Annotated in this window: 18 protein-coding genes and 1 tRNA gene; 9 read left to right on the forward strand and 10 right to left on the reverse strand. The window is 70.9% G+C overall.

Translation table 11 applies throughout. The features are described 5' to 3' along the window. Positions 1-196 precede the first annotated feature (196 nt). Positions 197-269 (forward strand) — tRNA-Thr (locus ABIA33_RS05180). 237 nt (positions 270-506) lie between these two features. Then, positions 507-2504, forward strand: a complete 1998-nt coding sequence (locus ABIA33_RS05185; protein WP_370077542.1) for a transglycosylase domain-containing protein — start codon at positions 507-509, stop codon at positions 2502-2504. Positions 2505-2601: 97 nt separating this feature from the next. Here the strand turns inward: ABIA33_RS05185 and ABIA33_RS05190 are convergent, their stop codons facing one another. The 4 genes from ABIA33_RS05190 to ABIA33_RS05205 form a co-directional block, all read right to left on the reverse strand. Beyond that, the gene (locus ABIA33_RS05190; RefSeq protein ID WP_370077770.1) at positions 2602-3858 is read right to left on the reverse strand and encodes a hypothetical protein; all 1257 of its coding nucleotides are present in this window, start codon (positions 3856-3858) and stop codon (positions 2602-2604) included. 67 nt (positions 3859-3925) lie between these two features. Beyond that, complete coding sequence (locus tag ABIA33_RS05195; protein ID WP_370077544.1) at positions 3926-4726, reverse strand: TIGR03943 family protein; 801 nt, start codon at positions 4724-4726, stop codon at positions 3926-3928. After that, entirely contained in the window at positions 4726-5754 is a 1029-nt protein-coding gene (locus ABIA33_RS05200) for a permease (protein WP_370077546.1), read from the reverse strand. The genes ABIA33_RS05195 and ABIA33_RS05200 overlap by 1 nt, the downstream gene beginning before the upstream one ends. A 168-nt stretch (positions 5755-5922) precedes the next feature. Beyond that, positions 5923-6567, reverse strand: a complete 645-nt coding sequence (locus ABIA33_RS05205) for a nucleoside/nucleotide kinase family protein (protein ID WP_370077548.1) — start codon at positions 6565-6567, stop codon at positions 5923-5925. A 120-nt stretch (positions 6568-6687) separates the two neighbouring features. Here ABIA33_RS05205 and ABIA33_RS05210 point away from each other — a divergent pair, with 120 nt between their 5' ends. The 5 genes from ABIA33_RS05210 (at position 6688) to ABIA33_RS05230 (ending at position 11880) form a co-directional block, all read left to right on the forward strand. Then, positions 6688-7356: a response regulator transcription factor gene (locus ABIA33_RS05210; protein ID WP_370077550.1), complete on the forward strand. Its 669-nt coding sequence runs from the start codon at positions 6688-6690 to the stop codon at positions 7354-7356. Positions 7357-7449: 93 nt separating this feature from the next. After that, positions 7450-8628: a galactose-1-phosphate uridylyltransferase gene (gene galT / locus ABIA33_RS05215; protein ID WP_370077552.1), complete on the forward strand. Its 1179-nt coding sequence runs from the start codon at positions 7450-7452 to the stop codon at positions 8626-8628. After that, positions 8625-9629, forward strand: coding sequence for a UDP-glucose 4-epimerase GalE (gene galE, locus ABIA33_RS05220; protein ID WP_370077554.1), 1005 nt, complete (start codon positions 8625-8627; stop codon positions 9627-9629). The genes galT and galE overlap by 4 nt, the downstream gene beginning before the upstream one ends. Then, the gene (galK, locus tag ABIA33_RS05225) at positions 9629-10780 is read left to right on the forward strand and encodes a galactokinase (protein ID WP_370077772.1); all 1152 of its coding nucleotides are present in this window, start codon (positions 9629-9631) and stop codon (positions 10778-10780) included. Before galE ends, galK begins: the two co-directional genes overlap by 1 nt. Positions 10781-10893: 113 nt before the next feature. Then, complete coding sequence (locus tag ABIA33_RS05230) at positions 10894-11880, forward strand: LuxR C-terminal-related transcriptional regulator (protein ID WP_370077556.1); 987 nt, start codon at positions 10894-10896, stop codon at positions 11878-11880. Positions 11881-11916: 36 nt separating this feature from the next. On the opposite strand, the gene ABIA33_RS05235 is transcribed toward ABIA33_RS05230, so the two are convergent. From ABIA33_RS05235 to ABIA33_RS05250, 4 genes are all read right to left on the reverse strand, one after another. Continuing rightward, positions 11917-13668 carry a phosphatidylglycerol lysyltransferase domain-containing protein gene (locus ABIA33_RS05235; protein WP_370077558.1) on the reverse strand — a complete coding sequence of 584 codons (1752 nt, stop codon included), beginning with the start codon at positions 13666-13668 and terminating at the stop codon, positions 11917-11919. 132 nt (positions 13669-13800) lie between these two features. Next, on the reverse strand, positions 13801-14685 hold the full coding sequence (locus tag ABIA33_RS05240) for an SGNH/GDSL hydrolase family protein (protein ID WP_370077560.1): 885 nt from the start codon (positions 14683-14685) through the stop codon (positions 13801-13803). A 159-nt stretch (positions 14686-14844) separates the two neighbouring features. Beyond that, positions 14845-16104: a glycosyl hydrolase family 8 gene (locus ABIA33_RS05245; protein WP_370077562.1), complete on the reverse strand. Its 1260-nt coding sequence runs from the start codon at positions 16102-16104 to the stop codon at positions 14845-14847. Positions 16105-16223: 119 nt separating this feature from the next. Next, positions 16224-16721 carry a MarR family winged helix-turn-helix transcriptional regulator gene (locus ABIA33_RS05250; RefSeq protein WP_370077564.1) on the reverse strand — a complete coding sequence of 166 codons (498 nt, stop codon included), beginning with the start codon at positions 16719-16721 and terminating at the stop codon, positions 16224-16226. Positions 16722-16834: 113 nt separating this feature from the next. On the opposite strand from ABIA33_RS05250, the gene ABIA33_RS05255 reads away from it, so the two are divergent. Both ABIA33_RS05255 and ABIA33_RS05260 read left to right on the forward strand, forming a co-directional pair. Next, positions 16835-17599, forward strand: coding sequence for a trans-aconitate 2-methyltransferase (locus ABIA33_RS05255; RefSeq protein WP_370077566.1), 765 nt, complete (start codon positions 16835-16837; stop codon positions 17597-17599). A gap of 11 nt (positions 17600-17610) precedes the next feature. After that, the gene (locus ABIA33_RS05260; protein WP_370077568.1) at positions 17611-17973 is read left to right on the forward strand and encodes a VOC family protein; all 363 of its coding nucleotides are present in this window, start codon (positions 17611-17613) and stop codon (positions 17971-17973) included. A gap of 39 nt (positions 17974-18012) precedes the next feature. Here ABIA33_RS05260 and ABIA33_RS05265 read toward each other — a convergent pair whose 3' ends face one another. Then, positions 18013-18615, reverse strand: coding sequence for a TetR family transcriptional regulator (locus ABIA33_RS05265; RefSeq protein ID WP_370077570.1), 603 nt, complete (start codon positions 18613-18615; stop codon positions 18013-18015). A 121-nt stretch (positions 18616-18736) separates the two neighbouring features. Continuing rightward, positions 18737-19723, reverse strand: a complete 987-nt coding sequence (locus ABIA33_RS05270) for an acyl-CoA desaturase (RefSeq protein ID WP_370077572.1) — start codon at positions 19721-19723, stop codon at positions 18737-18739. Positions 19724-19821: the final 98 nt, after the last annotated feature.

Here is a 19821-nt window from a genome sequence, read left to right on the forward strand (position 1 = left end):
AACTCGTCGGCCTCCGTCGCCCCAAGCGGCTCCGCCCCCGCCGCGAGCCCCACGCCCCACCCCTCAGTGCTCATCGTTGGCCAAGGTGTGATCGTTTTGCCACGCGATGTCGAGGGACGCCCGTCCGCGCCGCCGCGCAGCGGGTGCCGGGCGATTTTACGTTCGGGTCGGTGACCAGGTATTGTCTTCCTCGTTCGCCCCTATAGCTCAGTCGGTAGAGCGTCTCCATGGTAAGGAGAAGGTCTGCGGTTCGATTCCGCATGGGGGCTCCGCGACCAGATCAGGCCCCCCGCCAGTGGCGGGGGGCCTGATCTGTTTCGGGGCCTGATGTGTCGCTGCTGGTGAAGCAGAGGTCAGGTGGGCCAGTTGTGTTGGATTAGTGCAGGGTTGTTGCGATGATGTTACGAGGCGCAGCATAGGCTCAGGGGGCCTCGGGGGAGCCGTCGGCAGTGTGTGTGCTCAACCATGGGGGAACTGTGCGTGCCGGGAGCTGGTTCGATTCGCTGATGGTGGGTGAGCGCCTCCGCGCGGTCCTGCGAATACCGGGGCGGTTGTTCGCCCCCGTCCGGGCGAGCTACCCCCGCCCCGGGCGCACGGGGTTCCGCCGCTGGATGCCGGCCTGGCACCAGGTGCTCGCGCTGGTCCTGATGATCGGCATCGGGCTCATCTGGCTCGTCGGCATCGCCTACCTGGAGACCGGGATACCCACCGACCTCAATGCCTTCGCCACCCAGCAGGACAACATCTACTACTGGGCCGACGGCACCGAGATGGCCCGCACCGGTCAGGTCGACCGGCAGGTCGCGCCCCTCTCCGAGATTCCGGTGCCGGTGCAGTGGGCCGTGCTCGCGGCCGAGAACGAGACCTTCTACACCGATGACGGGGTCTCACCCAACGGGATCGTCCGCGCCGCCTACCTGATGGCCACCGGGGGCAGCACCCAGGGCGGATCGACCATCACCCAGCAGTACGTGAAGAACGTCTACCTCAACCAGAAGCAGACGCTCACCCGCAAGGCCACCGAGATCTTCATCTCGGTGAAGCTGGACAACAAGCTGTCCAAGCAGCAGATCCTGGACGGCTACCTCAACACCAGCTGGTTCGGCCGCGGCGCCTACGGCATCGAGCGGGCCGCCAAGGTCTACTACGGGGTGGACGTCTCGCAGCTGACCCCCAGCCAGGGCGCCTTCCTGGCCACGCTGCTCAAGGGCGCCGGGCTCTACGACCCGGCGATCAGCCCGGCGAACCACCAACGGGCCGTGACCAGGTGGAACTGGATCCTGGACCGGATGGTGAAGATCGGCAGGCTGTCCGCCGCGGAGCGGGCCACTTACACCACCTTCCCCGAGCCGATCCAGCCGCCGCGCGCCTCCGGCCTCAACGGCGAGACCGGCTACCTGGTCGACCTGGCCAGGGCCAATGTGTCCGCCCGCACCGAGATCAGCGACCAGCAGTTCGACCTCGGCGGGTACCAGATCTACACCACGTTCCAGAAGCCGAGCGTCGCCGCTCTCGCCGACGCCGTCCAACGGACCACCGCAGGGCTCAATCCCGCCGCCAGGCCGGCCGACCGCAATGTCTCCGTGGGCGCCGCCTCGGTCGCCACGGACGGGCGGATCCTCGCGCTGTACGGCGGTCCCGACTACCTCAAGCAGGGCTTCGACAACGCCAACACCTCGACCGTTCCCGCCGGTTCGGCCTTCACTCCGTTCGTGTACGCGGCAGCCCTCGGCCAGGGCGTGCAGACCGATCGCGGCGGCCCCCGGGTGCCGGTGACCCCGGCCACCCGCTACAACGGGGACAACAAGGTGGTGGTGCACACCCCCGAAGGGCCCTACTGGAACCGGGACGGGCAGATCGTCCGGGGGATCAACGACGGCGGCCGCTCGTTCGGGCAGATCAGCCTGCGGTCGGCGCTGGAGCAGTCAGTGAACAGCCCGTTCGTGCAGCTCGGAATGGATGTCGGTCTGGACCGGGTCCGTTCGACCGCGGTGGCCGCCGGGCTGCTGCCGGTGAGCATGGGCGCCCCGGTGCCGTACTTCTCGCTCGGCAACTCGATGCCCAGCGCCATCCGGATGGCGGACGGCTACGGCACCTTCGCCGCAGCGGGCGTGCACACCGACCCCTACTCGGTGCTGCGGGTGACCCGGGCCGGCGCCGCCGTCCCCGTCGACCCGCCGGTGACCAAGCAGGCTCTCAGCGCGGACGTCGCGAACCAGGTCGACGCCGCGCTCGTCGGCGCTGTGAACCGGGGGGACGCGCGCGGCGCGAAGCTGGCCGGACGGCGCGTCGGGGGGAAGACCGGGACCATGCTGGACAACACGGTGGGCTGGTTCGTCGGCTACACCGGGAAGACGGTGACGGCGGTCAACATCTTCCATGTCGATCCCAAGAACGGTCAGCTGCTCTCGCTCGAGGGCCTCGGCGGCGCGGCCAAGTCCGTTCCCGAGAGCACCGATCCGATGCGGATCTGGACTGCCTACACCCGGGCCACGACCGGCTGAACCCCGGCCGCCCCCGGATCGATCCCCGGCTGAACCCCGGCCGCACCCGGCCGATCCCCGACCGTTCCCCGCTGCTTCCCGGTCGGGCCCGCCGCGGCTACGGCTGCTGGGTCAGATAGGTCGACCAGTCGGGCGACTCGCCCGGGTCCAGCAGGCGGAGCTTCGCGAGCACCTTCGGGTCCTGCACGTCCATCCAGTCCGCGAGTTCCTTGAAGGACACGCAGCGGACGTCGGTCCGCGTGCAGATGTTCTTCATCACCTCGCCGACGGCCTGCATGTAGATGCCGCCGTTCCAGTTCTCGAAGTGGTTGCCGATGAAGAAGGGCGCACGGCTGCCGTTGTAGACGCGCTGGAAGCCGTTGAGGTACCCGTCGCGGGTCTCCTGCTCCCACTTGGCGTACTTGGTGGGGTCACCGTTCGGGCTGCCGCCGGACTGGTTGGCGAGGAAGTTGAAGTCCATGGAGAGGACCTGGAAGTTCTGTCCCGGGTAGGGCATCTCCTGTAGCGGGAAGTTCCAGACGCCGCCGAGCTTCGACGGCCAGGCCTGGAAGTCGCCGGGAGAACTGGCGTCGTAGCGCCAGCCCAGCTGCTTCTCCGCCGGGATCAGCGTCTTCTGCCCCTCCAGGCAGGGCGCGCGGCCGCCGACCAGCTCCTTGCTGTAGTCGAAGGGCAGCGCCGGGAGGTCGGTGAAGCCGGTGTTGGTCTTCCAGTTCTCCACGAAGGAGTAGGCCTGCTGGGTCTCGCTGAGCCAGTTCTGGGTGCTCCAGTCGCCGCCGCCGCCCTGGCCGCAGAAGTGCCCGTTGAAGTGGGTGCCTATCTCGTCGCCTGCCGTCCAGGCCAGGCTGAGCTGCTGCACGGTGGAGCGGATGTGGGCGTCGGTAGCGAAGTCGATGGCCGCGGTGCCGACCCCGTGCAGCGGCGGGTGGTAGAGGTACCGCTTGGAGTTGGGCAGCAGGTACATACCGGTGAGGAAGAAGGTCATCTGGGCGTTGTACTGCTCGCCCAACTGCCTGAAGTGGGAGAACATCTGCTGGTCGTTCTGCAGCGCGCCGTCCCAGGAGAAGACGACGAACTGGGGGGGCTTCTCGCCCGGCTTCAGCTTCTCCGGGACGAGCTGCTTGGGCTGCGGCCCGGTGTACGAGGTGGAGCCGTCGCCGATGAGATGGGTCTGCCCGTCCCAGGGCTGGCCGTTCTCGCCGGGGATACCGGTCGCCTGGTCGCTCGGGGTGTTGCCGTAGTACGAGTTGGAGTCCGCGGAGGACTTCCCGGTGCCGGAGAACACGGGCACCGTGGCCAGGGCCAGGGCGACGCCCCCCACCAGCATGAGTGCCCTCGTGCGGGGCTTCACCCGCATGTCCGTCAACTTCACCGTCGATCCCGTCCCCTCGTGGTCTGGCGTGTCTGCGTGCTGCCGGTCGGTCTCACTCGTACGGGTCGCGAGGCGCCGGGATCCCGGTGGCCTGGGCGGCGGCGAGCGCGGGTACGGCGCCGTCCCGCCCGGTCTGGCCGTTCGGCTGCCACACGCCGATGACCTCGACCCAGCTGCCCTGCGGTGGTGCGGCGACACCCTGGATCTCCACCTTGTAGGTGACGGCGTCGGCGGCGCAGCAGGTGATGGTGAGCCGGCTGAGGTACCAGCCGCCGCCCCGCTTGGGCAGGGCGAATCCGGTCAGCCGAACCCGCCGCCCCTTCAGCGACTGCGAGGTGTCCCAGATGGCGCGCACCTCGAAGTCGGCGAGCGGGAGGACCAGCGGGTCGCCCGCCGCCAGCGCGGGGAATCCGCTCTTGGCCGAGGCGGGCCTGGCGACGGAGTTGCTCGCGTGCAGAGCGGTGTAGGAGCCGAGCGCGGGCGGCGAGACCAGGAAGATCGTCAGGATCGGGAGCAGCAGCAGCCAGGCGATCCTGGGGCCGCCGTGCGCGTGGCCGTGCCCGTCGTCGTCGTGCTGCTGGGGTCCGCCGTCGGGGCGCGAGCCGCCGCGGTGCCGGGCCCGGCTTCCGCGCTTCTGCGCGGTCGCGGTTTCCGCGGCGCCCTCGCGGAGCAGTACCCGTACCGCGGCGGTGGTGCGGGCCAGGCCGAGCGCCACCAGCACCACGCCGGAGGCGATCAGGTACGGGCGCAGGCTGGTCCGGACGTAGCGCAGGTAGGCGTCGGTGAAGAGCGAGAGGTGCAGCAGCGCCGCACCGACCAGCACCAGCAGTACCGCACGTGCTTCACGCTTCATCAGAGCACCAGCCAGCCGACCAGGGCGGTGCACAGCACCGCGACCGCGAAGGTGACGGAGGAGAACCGCCACGCGAAGGCCCGTCCGAAGGTCCCGGTCTGCAGCGCGACCAGCTTCACGTCCACCATCGGGCCGACCACCATGAAGGCGAGCCGGGCGGTCGGCGAGAACGCGGTCAGGCTGGCCGCGACAAAGGCGTCCGCCTCCGAGCACACCGCCAGCACCACCGCGAGCAGGGCCATCACCAGGACCGAGACGCCGGGCAGGCCGGCCAGGCCGGAGAGGATCTGACGGGGGACCACCACGTTCAGCGTCGCCGCGGTCAGCCCGCCGATCACCAGGAATCCGCTCGACTGCAGGAAGTCGTGCTCCAGCGCCGCCCGGAAGGCAGCCCAGCGCCCCGACTCGTCCGGCGTGGTCGGCCGGGTGGTCGGCCGCAGCCACTCGGGGCGGCCGAAGGCGGCCCAGAGCCAGCCCATGACCAGGGCGGTGGCCAGCGAGGCCACCAGGCGGGCGAGCACCATCTCGGGGTGGCCGGGGAAGGCGACGGCGGTCGCGGTCAGCACGATCGGGTTGATCGCGGGAGCGGAGAGGAGGAACGCCAGGGCGGCGGCGGGCGCCACGCCCCGGGCGATGAGACCGCCGGCCACCGGTACCGAGGCGCACTCGCAACCGGGGAGGATCACCCCCGCGACCCCGGCGACCGGGACGGCGAGAGCCGGGTTGCGGGGCAGCGCCCGCTCCAGGAAGGAGGCGGGTACCAGCGCCGCGATCGCGGCGGAGATCACGGTGCCCAGCACCAGGAAGGGGGTGGCCTGGACGCAGATCGCTACGAACACCGTCGCCCAGGCGTCCAGCCGTGGGGCGTGCAGCAGCCCGGTGACCCACTGGTGGCCGAGGAACAGCACCAGGAGGCCCGCGACAAGCAGTTCCAGAGCGCCGAACCCGTGCTTCCGGTCCGGACTCGGGACCTCGGGCGGGGCGGCGCTCCTGGGCTGCTCGGCGGTGAGCGGGCTCCACTCGCTCATATCCGTGGGGCCTCGGCCCTCGGACGAAGCCCGCAACGTATGCACATAGGGGGGATTATCACACGGTACTGATGCGCGAGAGGTGTCCGTCCGGCCTCTCGCTACAGTTCTGCCCCGCAAGGTTCATGGCGGTATGTCAGATTTGGCACGCCTTGTCCATGGCAAGCGTCATGACCATGCTCCGACGACCCGGTCGCACCTCCCGCGGGCCGTTTTCACCAGCTCACCGTTGGGCCGGTCGTTCCCCTCGACCCTGGCACGGGTCCGATCCGACGAGGAGCCGTTGCCGAGGTGGCGGTCGCTGAGCCGCCGTTCCCGCAGCGCGTCCGGCGCGTCCACGTACCAGAGCTGGTCCAGGGGTTCGGCGGTCTCGCGCCAGCCGGGGGCGTCCATGCCGAGGTAGTTGCCCTCGGTGACGACCAGCCGCACCGCCGGGCCGATCACGTGCCGCGCCGCGACGGGCTCGTGCAGGGCGCGGTCGTAGTCGGGTATGTAGAGGTCGTGGTCGAGTTCGGCGGCGACCCGCCGCAGCAGCGCGAGGTAGCCGTGGACGTCGAAGGTCGGCGGGGAGCCCTTGCGGTCGGCCAGTCCCAGCCGCTCCAACTGGGCGTTGGACAGGTGGAAGCCGTCCAGCGGCAGCCAGGCCGCGGTGCCGGGGCCGAGGCGGGCGTCGATCCCTTCGACCAGGGCCCTGGCCAGGGTCGACTTCCCCGCGGCGGGCGGCCCGCAGAGGCCGAGCAGGCGCCGGCCCGGCAGGTCGAGCAGCCGGGCGGCGGCGTCGGTGAGGTCGGAGAGAGGTGTCGGGTGTGGCATGGCGCAAGTCTCCCCTCCCTCGCTCCGTCGCGCGGCATGCTGGCGGTACGGCTACCGCATGCGTTGTGATGGTGCGTCGCGCCAAGGTTGTGGCGGTTTCGCGAGGACTGAGGGGGCACCGTGGGCGTGCGGCTCGTGGTTGTGGACGACCACCGTTTGCTTGCGGAGGCGCTGGCGACGGCGCTGCAGTTGCGCGGGCACCGGGTCCTGGCGGTGGGCACTCCGGTCGCCGCGGCCGCCGACCTGGTGGTGCACCGCCGTCCCGAGGTGTGCCTGCTCGGGGTGGCGCACCCGGAGGACCCGTCCTCGTTCGATTCGGTGCGCCGGATCAGGCGGGAGCGACCCGAGGTCGCCGTCGTGGTGATGGGAGGCGTCGCCAGCCTGTCCGGGGTGGCGGCGGCCTTCGGCGCGGGCGCCACCGGCTATGTGCGCCAGGACGAGCGCATCGAGGTGGTGGAGCGCGCCCTCACCAGGGTCCGCGCGGGCGAGGTGGCGGTGGCGCCCGAGCTGCTGCACGCCGTGTTCCAGCATCTGCTGCGCCCCGTGGCGGAGCCGGACGACGAGGCGGTGCGGCTGCTGCGCCTGCTGACCCGGCGTGAGGTGCAGGTCCTGATGCGGATCGCGGAGGGCGAGGACACCAGGGAGATCGCCGAGGGGATGGCCATCGCGCCGAGTACGGCGCGCACCCACGTCCAGCGGGTGCTGATGAAACTCGGTGCGCGGACCCGACTGGAGGCTGCGGCTGTGGCTGCCCGCACGGGACTGCTGGATCGAGCCGCCCAGAACTGACCCGACCCCCACACCTTGCCCTGTTGACTACTGAGTCTTTGTGTTTGAATATGTTGGCATAGGGTCCGCGTGGATGTGAGGGTGGAGCGTGTAGTGAAGAAGACCAGTACGCGGATGGCCGACGGCCGCGAGTTGATCTACTACGACTCCCGTGACGACGTGGTCCGTGACGACCCCGACCTGCGGCCTCTCGACGCGACCAGTACCGCGTCCGAGATCCGTTACGACCCGCTGCTGGACGAATGGGTCGTGGTGGCCTCGCACCGCCAGGGCCGGATCTACCACCCTCCGGCGGACGAGTGCCCGCTGTGTCCCTCACGTGACGGACGTCTCAGCGAGATCCCCGCCGCAGACTACGACGTGGTCGTCTTCGAGAACCGCTTCCCCTCCCTCAGCCCCGACGCCGACACCCCGGCCGGTCCGCTGAGCCCGGCCGCCCTCCCGGACGGGACACCCGCCCCGCTGGCCCACCACGCCCGCCCGGGTATCGGGCGCTGCGAGGTCGTCTGCTTCACCTCCGACCACGACGCCTCCTTCGCCGACCTCACCCCGGCCCGGGTCGGCCTGGTGCTCGACGCCTGGACGGACCGCACCGCCGAGCTCTCCGCCCTCCCCGGAGTCGAACAGGTCTTCTGCTTCGAGAACCGCGGCCGGGAGATCGGCGTCACCCTCGGCCACCCGCACGGCCAGATCTACGCGTACCCCTTCGTCACCCCGCGCACCGAGCGGATGCTCGCCGCCGCCTCGGCCCACCGCAGGCGCACCGGTCGCAACCTCTTCGACGACCTGCTCGCCGCCGAACGCGCCGCCGGCGACCGCGTCGTCATCGCCGGCGAACACTGGACCGCCTTTGTCCCCTACGCCGCCCGCTGGCCCTACGAGGTGCACCTCTACCCCAACCGCCGGGTCGGCGACCTGCTCGCCCTGAACGACGCCGAGCGCGCCGAGTTCTGCACCGTCTACCTCGACCTGCTCCGCCGCTTCGACCTGCTGTTCGTAGAGAAGCACAGCGTAGACAAGCACCTCGCTGACCAGCATGGCGACCCGGCCGGCAACAGGACCCCCTACATCGCCGCCTGGCACCAGAGCCCGGTCCGCTCGGGCGCCCTCGGCAACGGCAGCGAGCTGGCTCTTCACATGGAGCTCTTCACCATCCGTCGTACGGTGGGCAAGCTCAAGTTCCTGGCGGGCTCCGAATCCGGCATGGACGTGTTCATCAACGACGTGTCGCCGGAGACGGCGGCGCAGCGCCTAAGAGAGGTCTCCCCGTGACGGAGTCGTCCCCCAAGCAGAGCAAGTACCTGGTCACCGGCGGCGCCGGCTACGTCGGCGGGGTCGTCGCCGCGCACCTCGTCGAGGCCGGGCACGACGTCGTCGTCCTCGACGACCTCTCCACCGGGCACCGCGCCTCCGTCCCCGCCGGGGCGGCGTTCGTCCAGGGCCGGATCCAGGACGCCTCCGACGTCCTCGACGGCTCGTTCGACGGCGTACTGCACTTCGCCGCCAGCTCCCAGGTGGGCGAGTCGGTCGCCGACCCGGAGAAGTACTGGCGCAACAACGTCGCGGGCTCCCTGGAGCTGCTGGCCGCGATGCGCAAGGCGGGGGTGCGCCGCCTGGTCTTCTCCTCCACGGCGGCCGTGTACGGGGAGCCGGAGGTCAGTCCCATCGAGGAGACCGCCCGCACCGCCCCGACCAACCCGTACGGCGCGACCAAGCTCGCCGTCGACCACATGATCACCAGCGAGGCGAACGCCCACGGCCTTGCCGCCGTCTCGCTGCGCTACTTCAACGTCGCGGGCGCCTACGGCGAGCAGGGCGAGCGGCACGACCCCGAGTCCCACCTGATCCCGCTGGTCATCCAGGCCGCCCTGGGCAGGCGCCCGCACATCGCCGTCTACGGCGAGGACTACCCCACCCCCGACGGCACCTGCGTCCGCGACTACATCCACGTCGCCGACCTCGCCGAGGCCCACCTCCTCGCCGTCGCCGCCGCCAGGCCCGGGGAACACCTCATCTGCAACCTCGGCAACGGCAGCGGCTTCTCCGTCCGCCAGGTCATCGACACCGTCCGCCGGGTGACCGGGCGCGACATCCCCGCCATCACGGCCGAGCGCCGCCCCGGCGACCCCGCCGTCCTGGTCGCCTCCGCCGAGCGCGCCCGCAGCGTCCTCGGCTGGCAGCCCCGCCGCACCGACCTCGACGGGATCGTCGCCGACGCCTGGAACTTCGCACTCGCAAGCGCAGCGTCTTCTCCGGAGAGGGAGCAGCAGTGATCGAAACCGAAGCCGTCAGCAAGGGCTTCACCACTCTGTACGGCACCGAGCCTGAGGGCGTCTGGCAGGCGCCGGGGCGGGTGAACGTGATCGGCGAGCACACCGACTACAACGACGGCTTCATGCTCCCGATCGCGCTTCCGCACGCCGCCCGGGTGGCCGCCGCCCGCCGCGACGACGGTCTGCTGCGCCTGCACAGCGTCCAGTCCCCGGACAGCGTGACGGAGGTGGTGGTCGCCGACCTCGCCCCCGGATCGGTCGAAGGCTGGGCCGCGTACCCCGCCGGGGTCGTCTGGGCGCTGCGCGAGGCGGGGCATCAGGTGGCGGGCGCGGACCTGTACCTGGATAGCGACGTGCCCACCGGCGCCGGACTGTCCTCCTCCGCCGCCCTGGAGTGCGCAGTCGCCACCGCGTACAACGACCTGCACGGCCTCGCTCTGACGCCGCGTCAGCTCGCGGTTCTCGCCCAGCGGGCCGAGAACGCCTTCGTCGGCGTACCCTGCGGCATCCTGGACCAGCTCGCGTCGAGCTGCTGCGCGGAGGGTGCGGCACTGTTCGTCGACGCCCGGAGCCTGGACACGCGCCAGGTCCCGCTGGACCTCGCCGCGCAGGGCCTGGTGCTGTTGGTCATCGACACCGAGGTCAAGCACGCCCACGCGGACGGCGCGTACGCCGAGCGCCGCGCGGGCTGCGAACGCTCCGCCGAGCTGCTGGGCGTGCCCGCCCTGCGCGACGTGCCGTACGACGGTCTGGACGCGGCCCTGGCCCGCCTCCCCGAGGGCGAACTGCGGTCGCTGACCCGGCACATCGTCACCGAGGACGCCCGGGTGGAACGCGTCATCGCCCTGCTCGACGCCGGGGATCTGCGGGGCATCGGCCCGATCCTGACCGAGGGCCACGCCTCCATGCGGGACGACTTCGCGATCTCCTGCGCGGAGACCGACCTCGCCGTGGACACCGCGGTCGCGGCGGGCGCGCTCGGGGCGCGGATGACCGGCGGCGGCTTCGGCGGCTCCGTCATCGTGCTCGCCGAACGCGCCGACGCGGACCGGATCACCGCCGCCGTCACCGACGCCTTCGCCGCCCGCGGCTGGAAGACCCCCCGCGCCTTCACCGCAGTCCCGGCAGCCGGAGCCCGCCGCCTGATTTGACGTCAACCGGCGACCCCCCGCCCCGTTCCCCCGCTCCTGACGGCTCCCAGGGCCTACCCTGAGTCGGAAGTCGGCGGGGGGCCGGAATCGGGGCAGGGGACAGGGGGACAGCAGTGGCGCGTATCCGGGTCCTGGTCGCGGACGGCCATCGGATCTTCGCCGAGGCGCTCGCCACCGCGCTCGCCGCCGAGCCCGACGTCGAGGTCGCGGCGGCGGGCAGCACCCAGGCGGCCGAGCGCGCCCTGGAGCGCGCCGCCGCCGAGAACCGCCCCTTCCAGGTGCTGCTGGTCGACGCCGACCTCGCCTCCGGAGGCACGGGAAGCCCTGGAAGCCCTGGAAGTCTGGGAAGCCCGGGAAGTCCGGCCCCGGCCATTGGAACCGCGCCCGCCCGCGCCGGCGACCAGCGCCGCCCCGGCGCACCATCCAAGCAGCCCCCGAAGCCAGCGACCGTGCCCCTGCCGGTGCTGCGGCAGCCCATGGTCAGCGCGCCCACGTCCGCAGGAGCCCCGGCTCCCGGGCCCGCTGCCGCCCCGGCCCCCGCCCGCACTGCCCCGCGCATCCCCGCGCCGCGCGTCGGCGGCAGCGAGCCGCAGCCCGCACGTCCCCGCGTCGGCAGCGAGGGCGGCGACGGCATCTCCCTGGTCGGCCGCGCCCGCACCGCCCACCCCGACCTCCAGGTGGTCGTCCTCGCCGCCGACGACGACCCGCGCCGGGTGGTCCAGGCGTTGCAGGCCGGAGCGGGTGGCTGGGTCGCCAAGGAGAGCTCGCTCGGTCGGCTGATGGCCGTGATCCGCGGGGTGCTCCGGGACGAGACGCACATCCCGCCGCTGCTGCTCACCGGCGTGATCAGGGAGCTCACCGCGGCCCGCCGGGACCGCACCGAGAGCGAGCGGCTGGTCGAGTCGCTCACCCCGCGCGAGAAGCAGGTGCTCCGCTGCATGGTCGCCGGACTCGGCCGGCAGGCGGTCGCCGACCGGCTCTACCTCTCCCCGCACACCGTCCGGACCCATATGCAGAACGTCCTCGGCAAGCTCGGGGTCCACTCCACCCTCGCCGCGGTCGCGCTGGCCCGGCGCGCAGGAGTGGGTCCGGCCGAGTAGTCGAGTAGCCGAGTTGTCGCTACGCCGGACCTGAGGTCAACGCGGGAGGGCCCGCTGGTGCCGCCGCTGGAACAGGCTGGGCAGGCTGGGCGCGGTGATGAAGCCCTCGGCCCGGGCGGAGGCGATGCCGATCCTCGGCAGGTCGCTGCTGCGCGCGAACAGCAGGTACCGCGGCTCCCAGATCGGCCGGTACTTCGCGTTCGCCCGGTACAGCGACTCGATCTGCCACCAGCGGGAGAAGAAGACCAGCACCGAGCGCCACATCCGCAGCACCGGGCCGGCGCCGAGCCTGGAGCCGCGTTCGAAGACGGCCCGGAACATGGCGAAGTTCAGCGACACCCGCTTGACGCCCACCTTGTCGGCCTGCCCGATCAGCTCGATCACCATGAACTCGAGCAGTCCGTTGTCGGATTCCCGGTCGCGCCGCATCAGGTCCAGCGAAAGGCCGTCACGGCCCCAGGGGACAAAGCTCAGCAGGGCCCTCAGCTCGCCCTGGCCGTCATGGCACTCCAGCATCACGCACTGGCCGTCGTCCGGGTCGCCGAGCCGCCCCAGCGCCATGGAGAACCCGCGCTCGGTCTGCCCGTCGCGCCAGTGGTCGGCGCGCTGCAGCAGCATGTCCATCTCTTCTTCGGGGATGTCCTCGTGGCGGCGTACCCGAACGGTGTATCCGGCGCGTCCGACCTTCTTGTGCGTCTGGCGGACGCCGCGCATCGCGCGCCCCTCCAGGGTGAAGTCGTCGACCTCGACCAGCGCCTCGTCGCCCAGCTCCAGCGCGTTCAGTCCGTGCCGGGCGAAGACGGTGCCGCCCTCCTCGCTGGCCCCCATCACGGCGGGAACCCAGGCGTGGTCGCGGGCCTGGTCGAGCCAGAGCTCGATGGCGCCCGGCCAGGCCTCGATGTCCCCGATGGGGTCACCGGAGGCCAGCGAGACGCCGCCGACCACGCGGTAGGCGACGGCGGCCTTCCCGGACGGCGAGAAGATCACCGACTTGTCCCGGCGCAGCGCGAAGTAGCCCAGCGAGTCGCGTTCGCCGTGCCGGTCGAGCAACTCCCGCAGCCGCAGCTCGTCGTCGGGGCAGAGGTACTCCTTGCCCCTGGGCGAGCGGAACAGCGTGTACAGCACCAGCAGGAAGATCAGCGCGCTCATCACGTTGATCACGATGTCCACCCAGTGCGGGATGTCGATGTTGTGGAAGCTCGAGTCGGAGGGCGCCAGGGTGTAGACGCGCATCAGCACGTAGTCAATCCGCCCGCGCAGCGTCGAGCCCGTCGCAGTGTTGGTCGCGGAGACCAGCGCCGTGCCGATCAGCACGCCCACCGCCCCGCCGCCGATCAGTGCGCTCAGCGCGAGCCAGGGGTTGGAGCGGTCGCCCTTCGCCCGGAACTCGCGCCGGCCGACCAGCAGCGCGGCGAGGAGGCCCAGGGTGATGGTCCCCGACACCCAGTTGAACCAGTGCTCCCGGACCTCGGGCAGGCCCACCAGGGAGATCAGGACCAGCGCCATGTAGAGGGACACGACGACCACGTTGAAGATCCAGGCGGCGCGCTTGCGCCGACGCATCATCATGGCCAGGAACAGCGCCAGGGCGCCCGAGGTGAACCCCGAGGTGATCATGTAGGGGGTGAAGAAGTCCCCGGTGTTGTGGCGGGTGACCTGCCCTCGGAAGGGCGCGGAGACGGCTCCGAGGAAGTTGAGCGCCGCGGCGACGCGCAGGTACCAGACGGAGGCGGCGGCGGCGCGCGGGCGCCAGGCAGCGAGCCGGTTCGTCGGCGATTCGGAGGACACGTTTCTACCCGTCCGTTATGAGTGAATCTTCATACTTGCATAGCATTTCCACAACGACGTCCGACGACAAGACGAGAGCCCGCCCCCCGAATGGCGGGGGCGGGCTCTCGCGGCAGGGCGTGGTGACGCCGATCAGTCGTGGTGCTTCAGCGCGTCCTGGAACGCCTCGGCGAGCACCGCGTGCCCGACCGGGTTGGCGTGGATGTCGTGGTACGGGGTGCACTCCCAGGTCCAGGCGCAGATCCGGGCCACGTTCAGCGGCACCTGGCCGATCCCGGGCAGGGTGACCTGGTGGGTGAAGTCATCGGTGGAGAACGCCTTGGACGCGTCCGCCAGCTCGAAGTGGCTGCTCCGCAGGCCCAGCTTGATCACCCCGTTGAGGACCGTGGACAGTGCCGTGGACTGCACCGCCAGCTGCTGACCGGCCGGGCCGGTCAGCCACACCGCGAGGAAGGGGTCGTAGTAGTTCATGCCCGCGTAGCGCACCCGCGAGCCGCCCGCCTGGTAGAGGGCCCGGGTGATCTGCGGCAGCTGCGCCCCGACCGTGGCGACGCCCTTCGCGGTGCAGGCGAGGTCGATGGTCCCCCCGGCGAGGCAGCCGTCCACGTCGTTGGCGCCGATGTCCAGGGTCACGTACCTGACCTGGCCCCGGTGCGCGCGGAGGAACTTCTCGGCCGCGTCCAGCTGCGAGCTCGCCCCCGGGTAGCTGCAGATCCCGCCGTCGATCATCGTCCCGGTGGTCTCGCCGCTGCACCCGAGCTTGATGTGCACCAGCGCGGGGTCGCGCTGCTTGAGCTGCGCGTACAGCTGATCGGTGTACGAGACGTCGGTGTTCTGCTGCACGTTCGGCTGGTAGCCGGCGGCCAGCGAGTCACCGAGTGAGACGTAGTAGTGCGGACTGCCCTGTGGGCTGCCGCCGGAGTCGCGCGCGGACGCGGTGCCGGTCATCGTCGCCGCGGCGAGAGCCGCGAGCGCGAAGGTGGCGAGAACGCGGCGCACGCGGGAGGTGCTGGGCACGGGTGGGCCCCCCTTCTGGGGAGCCGCGTTCGATGCGGCTCCCGATCCCAGGGAGTATCCCAACCCGCCAGTAGCTTCTGGCAATAGCTGTGCAGTCACGACCTGGGCAGTACGGCGCCCCCGGGCCAGGACCCGGGGGCGCCGCAGCTTGACGCGGTGTCAGGAGGCGGGGCTCCAGTAGTCGCCGGCCATCACCACGTAGACCAGCATCTTGATGGTCTCGCCGTAGTAGGCGTCACCGAAGGGGTTGGTGCCGAGCTGCTTCCAGATCGCGTCGGTCCAGGCCTGGTCGCCGGAGGCCATTGCCGCCGGGCCGACCGAGTCGCCGGCCTCCTCCGCCTGGGTGTCGCCGGAGATGTTCCCGTTGGCGCAGTTCAGCTTGATGTGCGGCTGGACGTTGGCCGGGTTGCCGCCGGAGAGCTTCTTCAGGCAGGCGGACTCCTTCTTGGCCGTGCCGTACGCGGTCGCGGCGGTGCTGGAGCCGTTCACCAGGGCGTCGGTGCCCAGGTGCCAGGGCACGCGGATCGAGTTGTAGCCGACGATGTTGTCCGGCTGGCTCTCCTGGTAGTTCGCGGGCGCGGGCTTGGGGCTGGTGCCGTTCGCGTTCACCACGAAGTCCGAGAGCAGGCCGGAGCTCGACGAGTACGACGCGGAGAACTCGTTGATCACCGCCTCGGTGCGGGTGACCACCTTGTTCCAGTCGTGCGAGGTGTCGTAGGCGGCGAAGGCCCGCAGGTGGTCCAGCATCATGTCGGAGGGACGGGTGTCCGTGGTGGGGCCGTCGTCCTCGCACTTGAGGTGGCCGTCAGGGGCGACGTCGTGGGCGTAGAAGCTCGCCAACCAGGCCTTGGCGTCGGCGGTGTAGCCGCCCCACTGCTTGTCGGCGAGGATCAGGCCGTAGCCGATGTCCAGGTCGCCGTCGGTGGCCGCGTCGGGGGTGCCACCGCTGTAGTACCTGCAGCTCTTGCCGTCGAGCTGCCACTGCATCAGGCCCCACTGGTCCTTGTGGTCCTTGACCAGCTGCCACAGGCCGTTGAACTCGGTCTGCGCGTTGGTGTCGTAGCCGGCCATCAGCGGCACGATGTTCATGCCGTAGCCCTGGGCCTCGGACACCGTGCCGCCGTTGGTGGCGTCGTTGTCGCCCTTCGTCGAGACGTAGTACTCGTTGGAGGCGCAGCCGTGCACCAGATAGGTCGACTTCCACGAGTTGTACTGCTTCTCCACCGCCGCGTCCCGGGTCGCCTGCGAGGCGGAGGGCATCACGCCGACCTTGTAGGTCACATGGGTGGGGAAGGGATGTGCGGGGGTGGTCGCGGCGGAGGCGGTGGCTCCGCCGGTGGCCGCGAGGCCGAGGCTGATACACCCGGCCGCCGCTGCGGCGGCGATCAGCTTTCTGATGTGACTGGTATGAGAGGCCATCAGATGGTGCTCCTTCGGGAGCCAGGACTTAGTTAGGAAGCTTTCCTAACTTGATTTCGCCTAGAGTGGCCCCATTGCTGGTACTCCGTCAAGAGTCAGGCGCGGGTTGCCTTGGGGCGCTATTCGGGCAGGTTGTCGAACGGCGCGACGAGCTGCCGCAGCAGTCCCGCCAGATCCCCGCGCTGGGCTGCGGAGAGCTCGGCCAGCAGGGCGCGCTCGTGGGCCAGCAGGCCGGCCAGCGCGGCGTCCGCGAGATCCTGCCCGGCCGTGGTGAGGCGGACCAGGACGCCCCGGCGGTCGCCCGGGTCGGGCAGCCGCTGGACCAGGCCCTTGCCGGCCAGGCGGTCGATCCGATTGGTCATCGTGCCGGAGGTGACCAGGGTCTGCGTCAGCAGCTGCCCGGGGGACAGCTGATAGGGGGCTCCGGCGCGGCGCAGCGCGGTGAGGACGTCGAACTCCCAGGGCTCCAGGTTGTGCTCGGCGAAGGCGGTGCGCCGGGCGCGGTCGAGATGCCGGGCGAGGCGGCTGATCCGGCTGAGTACCTCGAGTGGTTCCACGTCGAGGTCAGGGCGCTCGCGCCGCCATGCTGCGACCAGCCGGTCGACCTCGTCCTCCATAGTCGATCAGTGTAGTGGTGGATGTGTCGATGTGAAGTCTCTTGACATCAAGAAACAGCAGTGGCCAGAATCGAAGTATCTTGATGTCGAGATACTTCTCCGAGGAGCAGGCCATGACCTGGGACCCCGCCCAGTACCTCCGCCACGCCGACCACCGCAGCCGGCCCTTCCACGACCTGGTCGACCGAATCCCGCACTCGCCGGCGAAGGTCGTCGACCTCGGCTGCGGTCCCGGCAACACCACCGCGACCCTCACCGACCGCTGGCCCGGCGCGGAGATCATCGGTGTGGACAACTCCACCGAGATGATCCAGCAGGCCCTCCACGACCACCCGGACGTCGCCTTCCGCCTCGGCGACATCGCCGGCTACGCACCGGCGCAGGACAACCCCGACCTGATCCTCTCCAACGCCGCCCTGCAGTGGGTCCCCGGCCATGCCGACCTGTTCCCCCGCTGGATCGACGGGCTCCCCACCAGAGGCGTCCTGGCCTTCCAGGTCCCCGGCAACTTCGGGGCGCCCACCCACACCCTCCTCGCCGAACTCAGGGACAGCCCCCGCTGGGCCGGCCGCCTCGCCGACATCCACGCCCCTGCTGTGCACCAGCCCGCCGAGTACCGGCAGCGGCTCACCGCCCTCGGCTGCACCGTCGACGCCTGGGAGTGGACCTACGACCAGGTCCTCACCGGAGACAACCCGGTGCTGGACTGGATGCTCGGCACCGGCCTGCGTCCTGTCCTCGCCGCGCTGACCGATCCGGCCGACCGCGAGGCGTTCCTCGCCGAGTACGGCGCGCTGCTCGCCGAGGCGTACCCGGCCACTCCGCACGGCACCGTCCTGCCGTACCGCCGTATCTTCGCCGTCGCCGTCAAGAACTGAGGAACACTCACATGATCACCGCCCTCGACCACGTCCAGCTGGCCGCCCCCGTCGGCAGCGAGGACCGGATCCGCGCGTACTACGCGGACATCCTCGGGATGACCGAGATCCCCAAGCCCCGCGTGCTCGCCGCCCGTGGCGGCTGCTGGTTCCAGACCGGGGCGGTCCAGCTCCACGTGGGTGTCGAGGACCCCTTCGTCCCGGCCAGGAAGGCCCACCCGGCGCTGCGGGTCCAGGGCATCCACGCCTTCGCCGAGCACATCGCCGCCCTCGGCGCCCCCGTCAGCTGGGACCACGACCTCCCCGGACACGACCGCTTCTACTCCCACGACCCCGTCGGCAACCGCATCGAGTTCCTCGAAGCGAGGCCGTAGACCAAGGGACGACCCCTCGCTCTTCTGGCCGGACCGGCCCTAGCTCTTCCGCCGCCCCACCAGCTGAGGCCGCCGTTCCATCCCGCCCAGGCCGTGCCAGGCCAGGTTCACCAGGTGGGCGGCGACCTCCGCCTTCTTCGGGCTCCGCACCTCCAGCCACCACTGGCCGGTCAGCGCCACCATCCCCACCAGCATCTGCGCGTACATCGGCGCCAACTTGGGGTCGTAGCCCCGTGACTTGAACTCAAGGCCCAGGATGTCCTCGACCTGCGTCGCGATGTCGCTGATCAACGACGCGAAGGTGCCCGTCGACTGGGCCACCGGCGAGTCCCGCACCAGGATCCGGAACCCGTCCGTCGACGTCTCGATGTAGTCGAGCAGCGCGAACGCCGCCTCCTCCAGCAGCTCCCGTGGATGCCCGCCGGTCAGCGCGCCCGTGACGGTGTCCAGCAGCAGTTGCATCTCGCGGTCCACCACGACCGCGTAGAGCCCCTCCTTGCCGCCGAAGTGCTCGTAGACCACCGGCTTGGAGACCCCGGCCTTTGCCGCGATCTCCTCCACCGACGTCGCGTCGTACCCCCGCTCCGCGAACAGCGTCCGGCCGATGTCCAGCAGCTGCTCGCGCCGCTGCTTACCGCTCATCCGTACCCGCGTGCCCCCTGTGGCCCGGCGCGCGCGCGGCGTCGTCCCCCGTACCGCCTTCGCGGCAACGGGTGGATCGCCAGCCTCTCCTGACCCACCGCTGCTCTCGTTCACAGGACCATCATGCCGCGCGTCGCGCCGCGATCCGTTCGGGGCTGGGCCAGCGGACGTCGCGCGCCCACCCGGCGAGCTCGAACCAGCGGATCAGCCGCGCCGAGGAGTCCACCTGCCCGCGCAGCACCCCGTGCCGCGCCGAGGTCGGCTCGGCGTGGTGCAGGTTGTGCCAGGACTCGCCGCAGGACAGCACCGCCAGCCAGGCGACGTTCCCGGACCGGTCCCGCGACTTGAACGGACGCTTGCCCACGGCGTGGCAGATCGAGTTGATCGACCAGGTCACGTGGTGCAGCAGCGCCACCCGCACCAGCGATCCCCAGAAGAACGCGGTCAGCGCGCCCTGCCAGGACCACGACCACAGGCCGCCGACCAGCGGCGGGAGCAGCAGCGAGGCCAGCGTGAAGAAGGCGAACTGGCGCGAGATCCAGGAGATGTCCCGGTCCTTGACCAGGTCGGGGGCGTAGGTCTGCTGCGGGGTCTGCTCCTCGTCGAACAGCCAGCCCATGTGCGCCCACCACAGGCCCCTGAGCAGCGCGGGGACGGACTCGCCGTAGCGCCAGGGCGAGTGCGGGTCGCCGTCTTTGTCGGAGAACTTGTGGTGCTTGCGGTGGTCGGCGACCCAGCGCACGACCGGGCCCTCGATCGCCAGGCTGCCGGCCACGGCGAGCGCGATCTTCAGGGCGCGGTTGGCCTTGAACGAGCCATGGGTGAAGAAGCGGTGGAAGCCCACGGTGACGCCGTGGCAGGCGGTGAAGTACATCACCACCATGATCACCACGTCGTGCCAGCCGAGACCCCACCCCCAGGCCACCGGCACCGCCGCGGCCAGGGCCAGGAACGGCACCGCGATGAACGAGGCGAGTGCGAACTGCTCCGCCGCCCCCTGCTTCTCCCCGCCGCGCGTCGCGGAGGTCAGGTGTGCCGGCCGGCGCTGCGGCAGCACGGCCGTCGCGGCGGCGCCGGCGACGGACTCCTCGGTGGGCTGGATGGTCATGCGGCTACCTCGTGACAGGAGGGGGAGGCTCAGGCTGGGACTGCGCAGGGCTGCCGGGGGAGTGCGGGGGAGTGCGGGGGGCCGTCGGCACGGAGCGC

This window comes from Streptacidiphilus sp. MAP12-16 (assembly GCF_041262165.1).
In the GTDB taxonomy this organism is placed as follows: Bacteria; Actinomycetota; Actinomycetes; order Streptomycetales; family Streptomycetaceae; genus Streptacidiphilus.

What these genes read in the sequence shown, in the direction of transcription:
- ABIA33_RS05190 (WP_370077770.1), bottom strand. Translation starts at nt 3,858, where the DNA reads ATGCGGGTGAAGCCCCGCACGAGGGCACTCATGCTGGTGGGGGGCGTC.
- ABIA33_RS05265 (WP_370077570.1), bottom strand. Translation starts at nt 18,615, where the DNA reads ATGAGCGGTAAGCAGCGGCGCGAGCAGCTGCTGGACATCGGCCGGACG.
- ABIA33_RS05270 (WP_370077572.1), bottom strand. Translation starts at nt 19,723, where the DNA reads ATGACCATCCAGCCCACCGAGGAGTCCGTCGCCGGCGCCGCCGCGACG.
- ABIA33_RS05200 (WP_370077546.1), bottom strand. Translation starts at nt 5,754, where the DNA reads ATGAGCGAGTGGAGCCCGCTCACCGCCGAGCAGCCCAGGAGCGCCGCC.
- ABIA33_RS05250 (WP_370077564.1), bottom strand. Translation starts at nt 16,721, where the DNA reads ATGGAGGACGAGGTCGACCGGCTGGTCGCAGCATGGCGGCGCGAGCGC.
- ABIA33_RS05195 (WP_370077544.1), bottom strand. Translation starts at nt 4,726, where the DNA reads ATGAAGCGTGAAGCACGTGCGGTACTGCTGGTGCTGGTCGGTGCGGCG.
- ABIA33_RS05260 (WP_370077568.1), top strand. Translation starts at nt 17,611, where the DNA reads ATGATCACCGCCCTCGACCACGTCCAGCTGGCCGCCCCCGTCGGCAGC.
- ABIA33_RS05245 (WP_370077562.1), bottom strand. Translation starts at nt 16,104, where the DNA reads ATGGCCTCTCATACCAGTCACATCAGAAAGCTGATCGCCGCCGCAGCG.
- ABIA33_RS05185 (WP_370077542.1), top strand. Translation starts at nt 507, where the DNA reads ATGGTGGGTGAGCGCCTCCGCGCGGTCCTGCGAATACCGGGGCGGTTG.
- ABIA33_RS05255 (WP_370077566.1), top strand. Translation starts at nt 16,835, where the DNA reads ATGACCTGGGACCCCGCCCAGTACCTCCGCCACGCCGACCACCGCAGC.
- ABIA33_RS05205 (WP_370077548.1), bottom strand. Translation starts at nt 6,567, where the DNA reads ATGCCACACCCGACACCTCTCTCCGACCTCACCGACGCCGCCGCCCGG.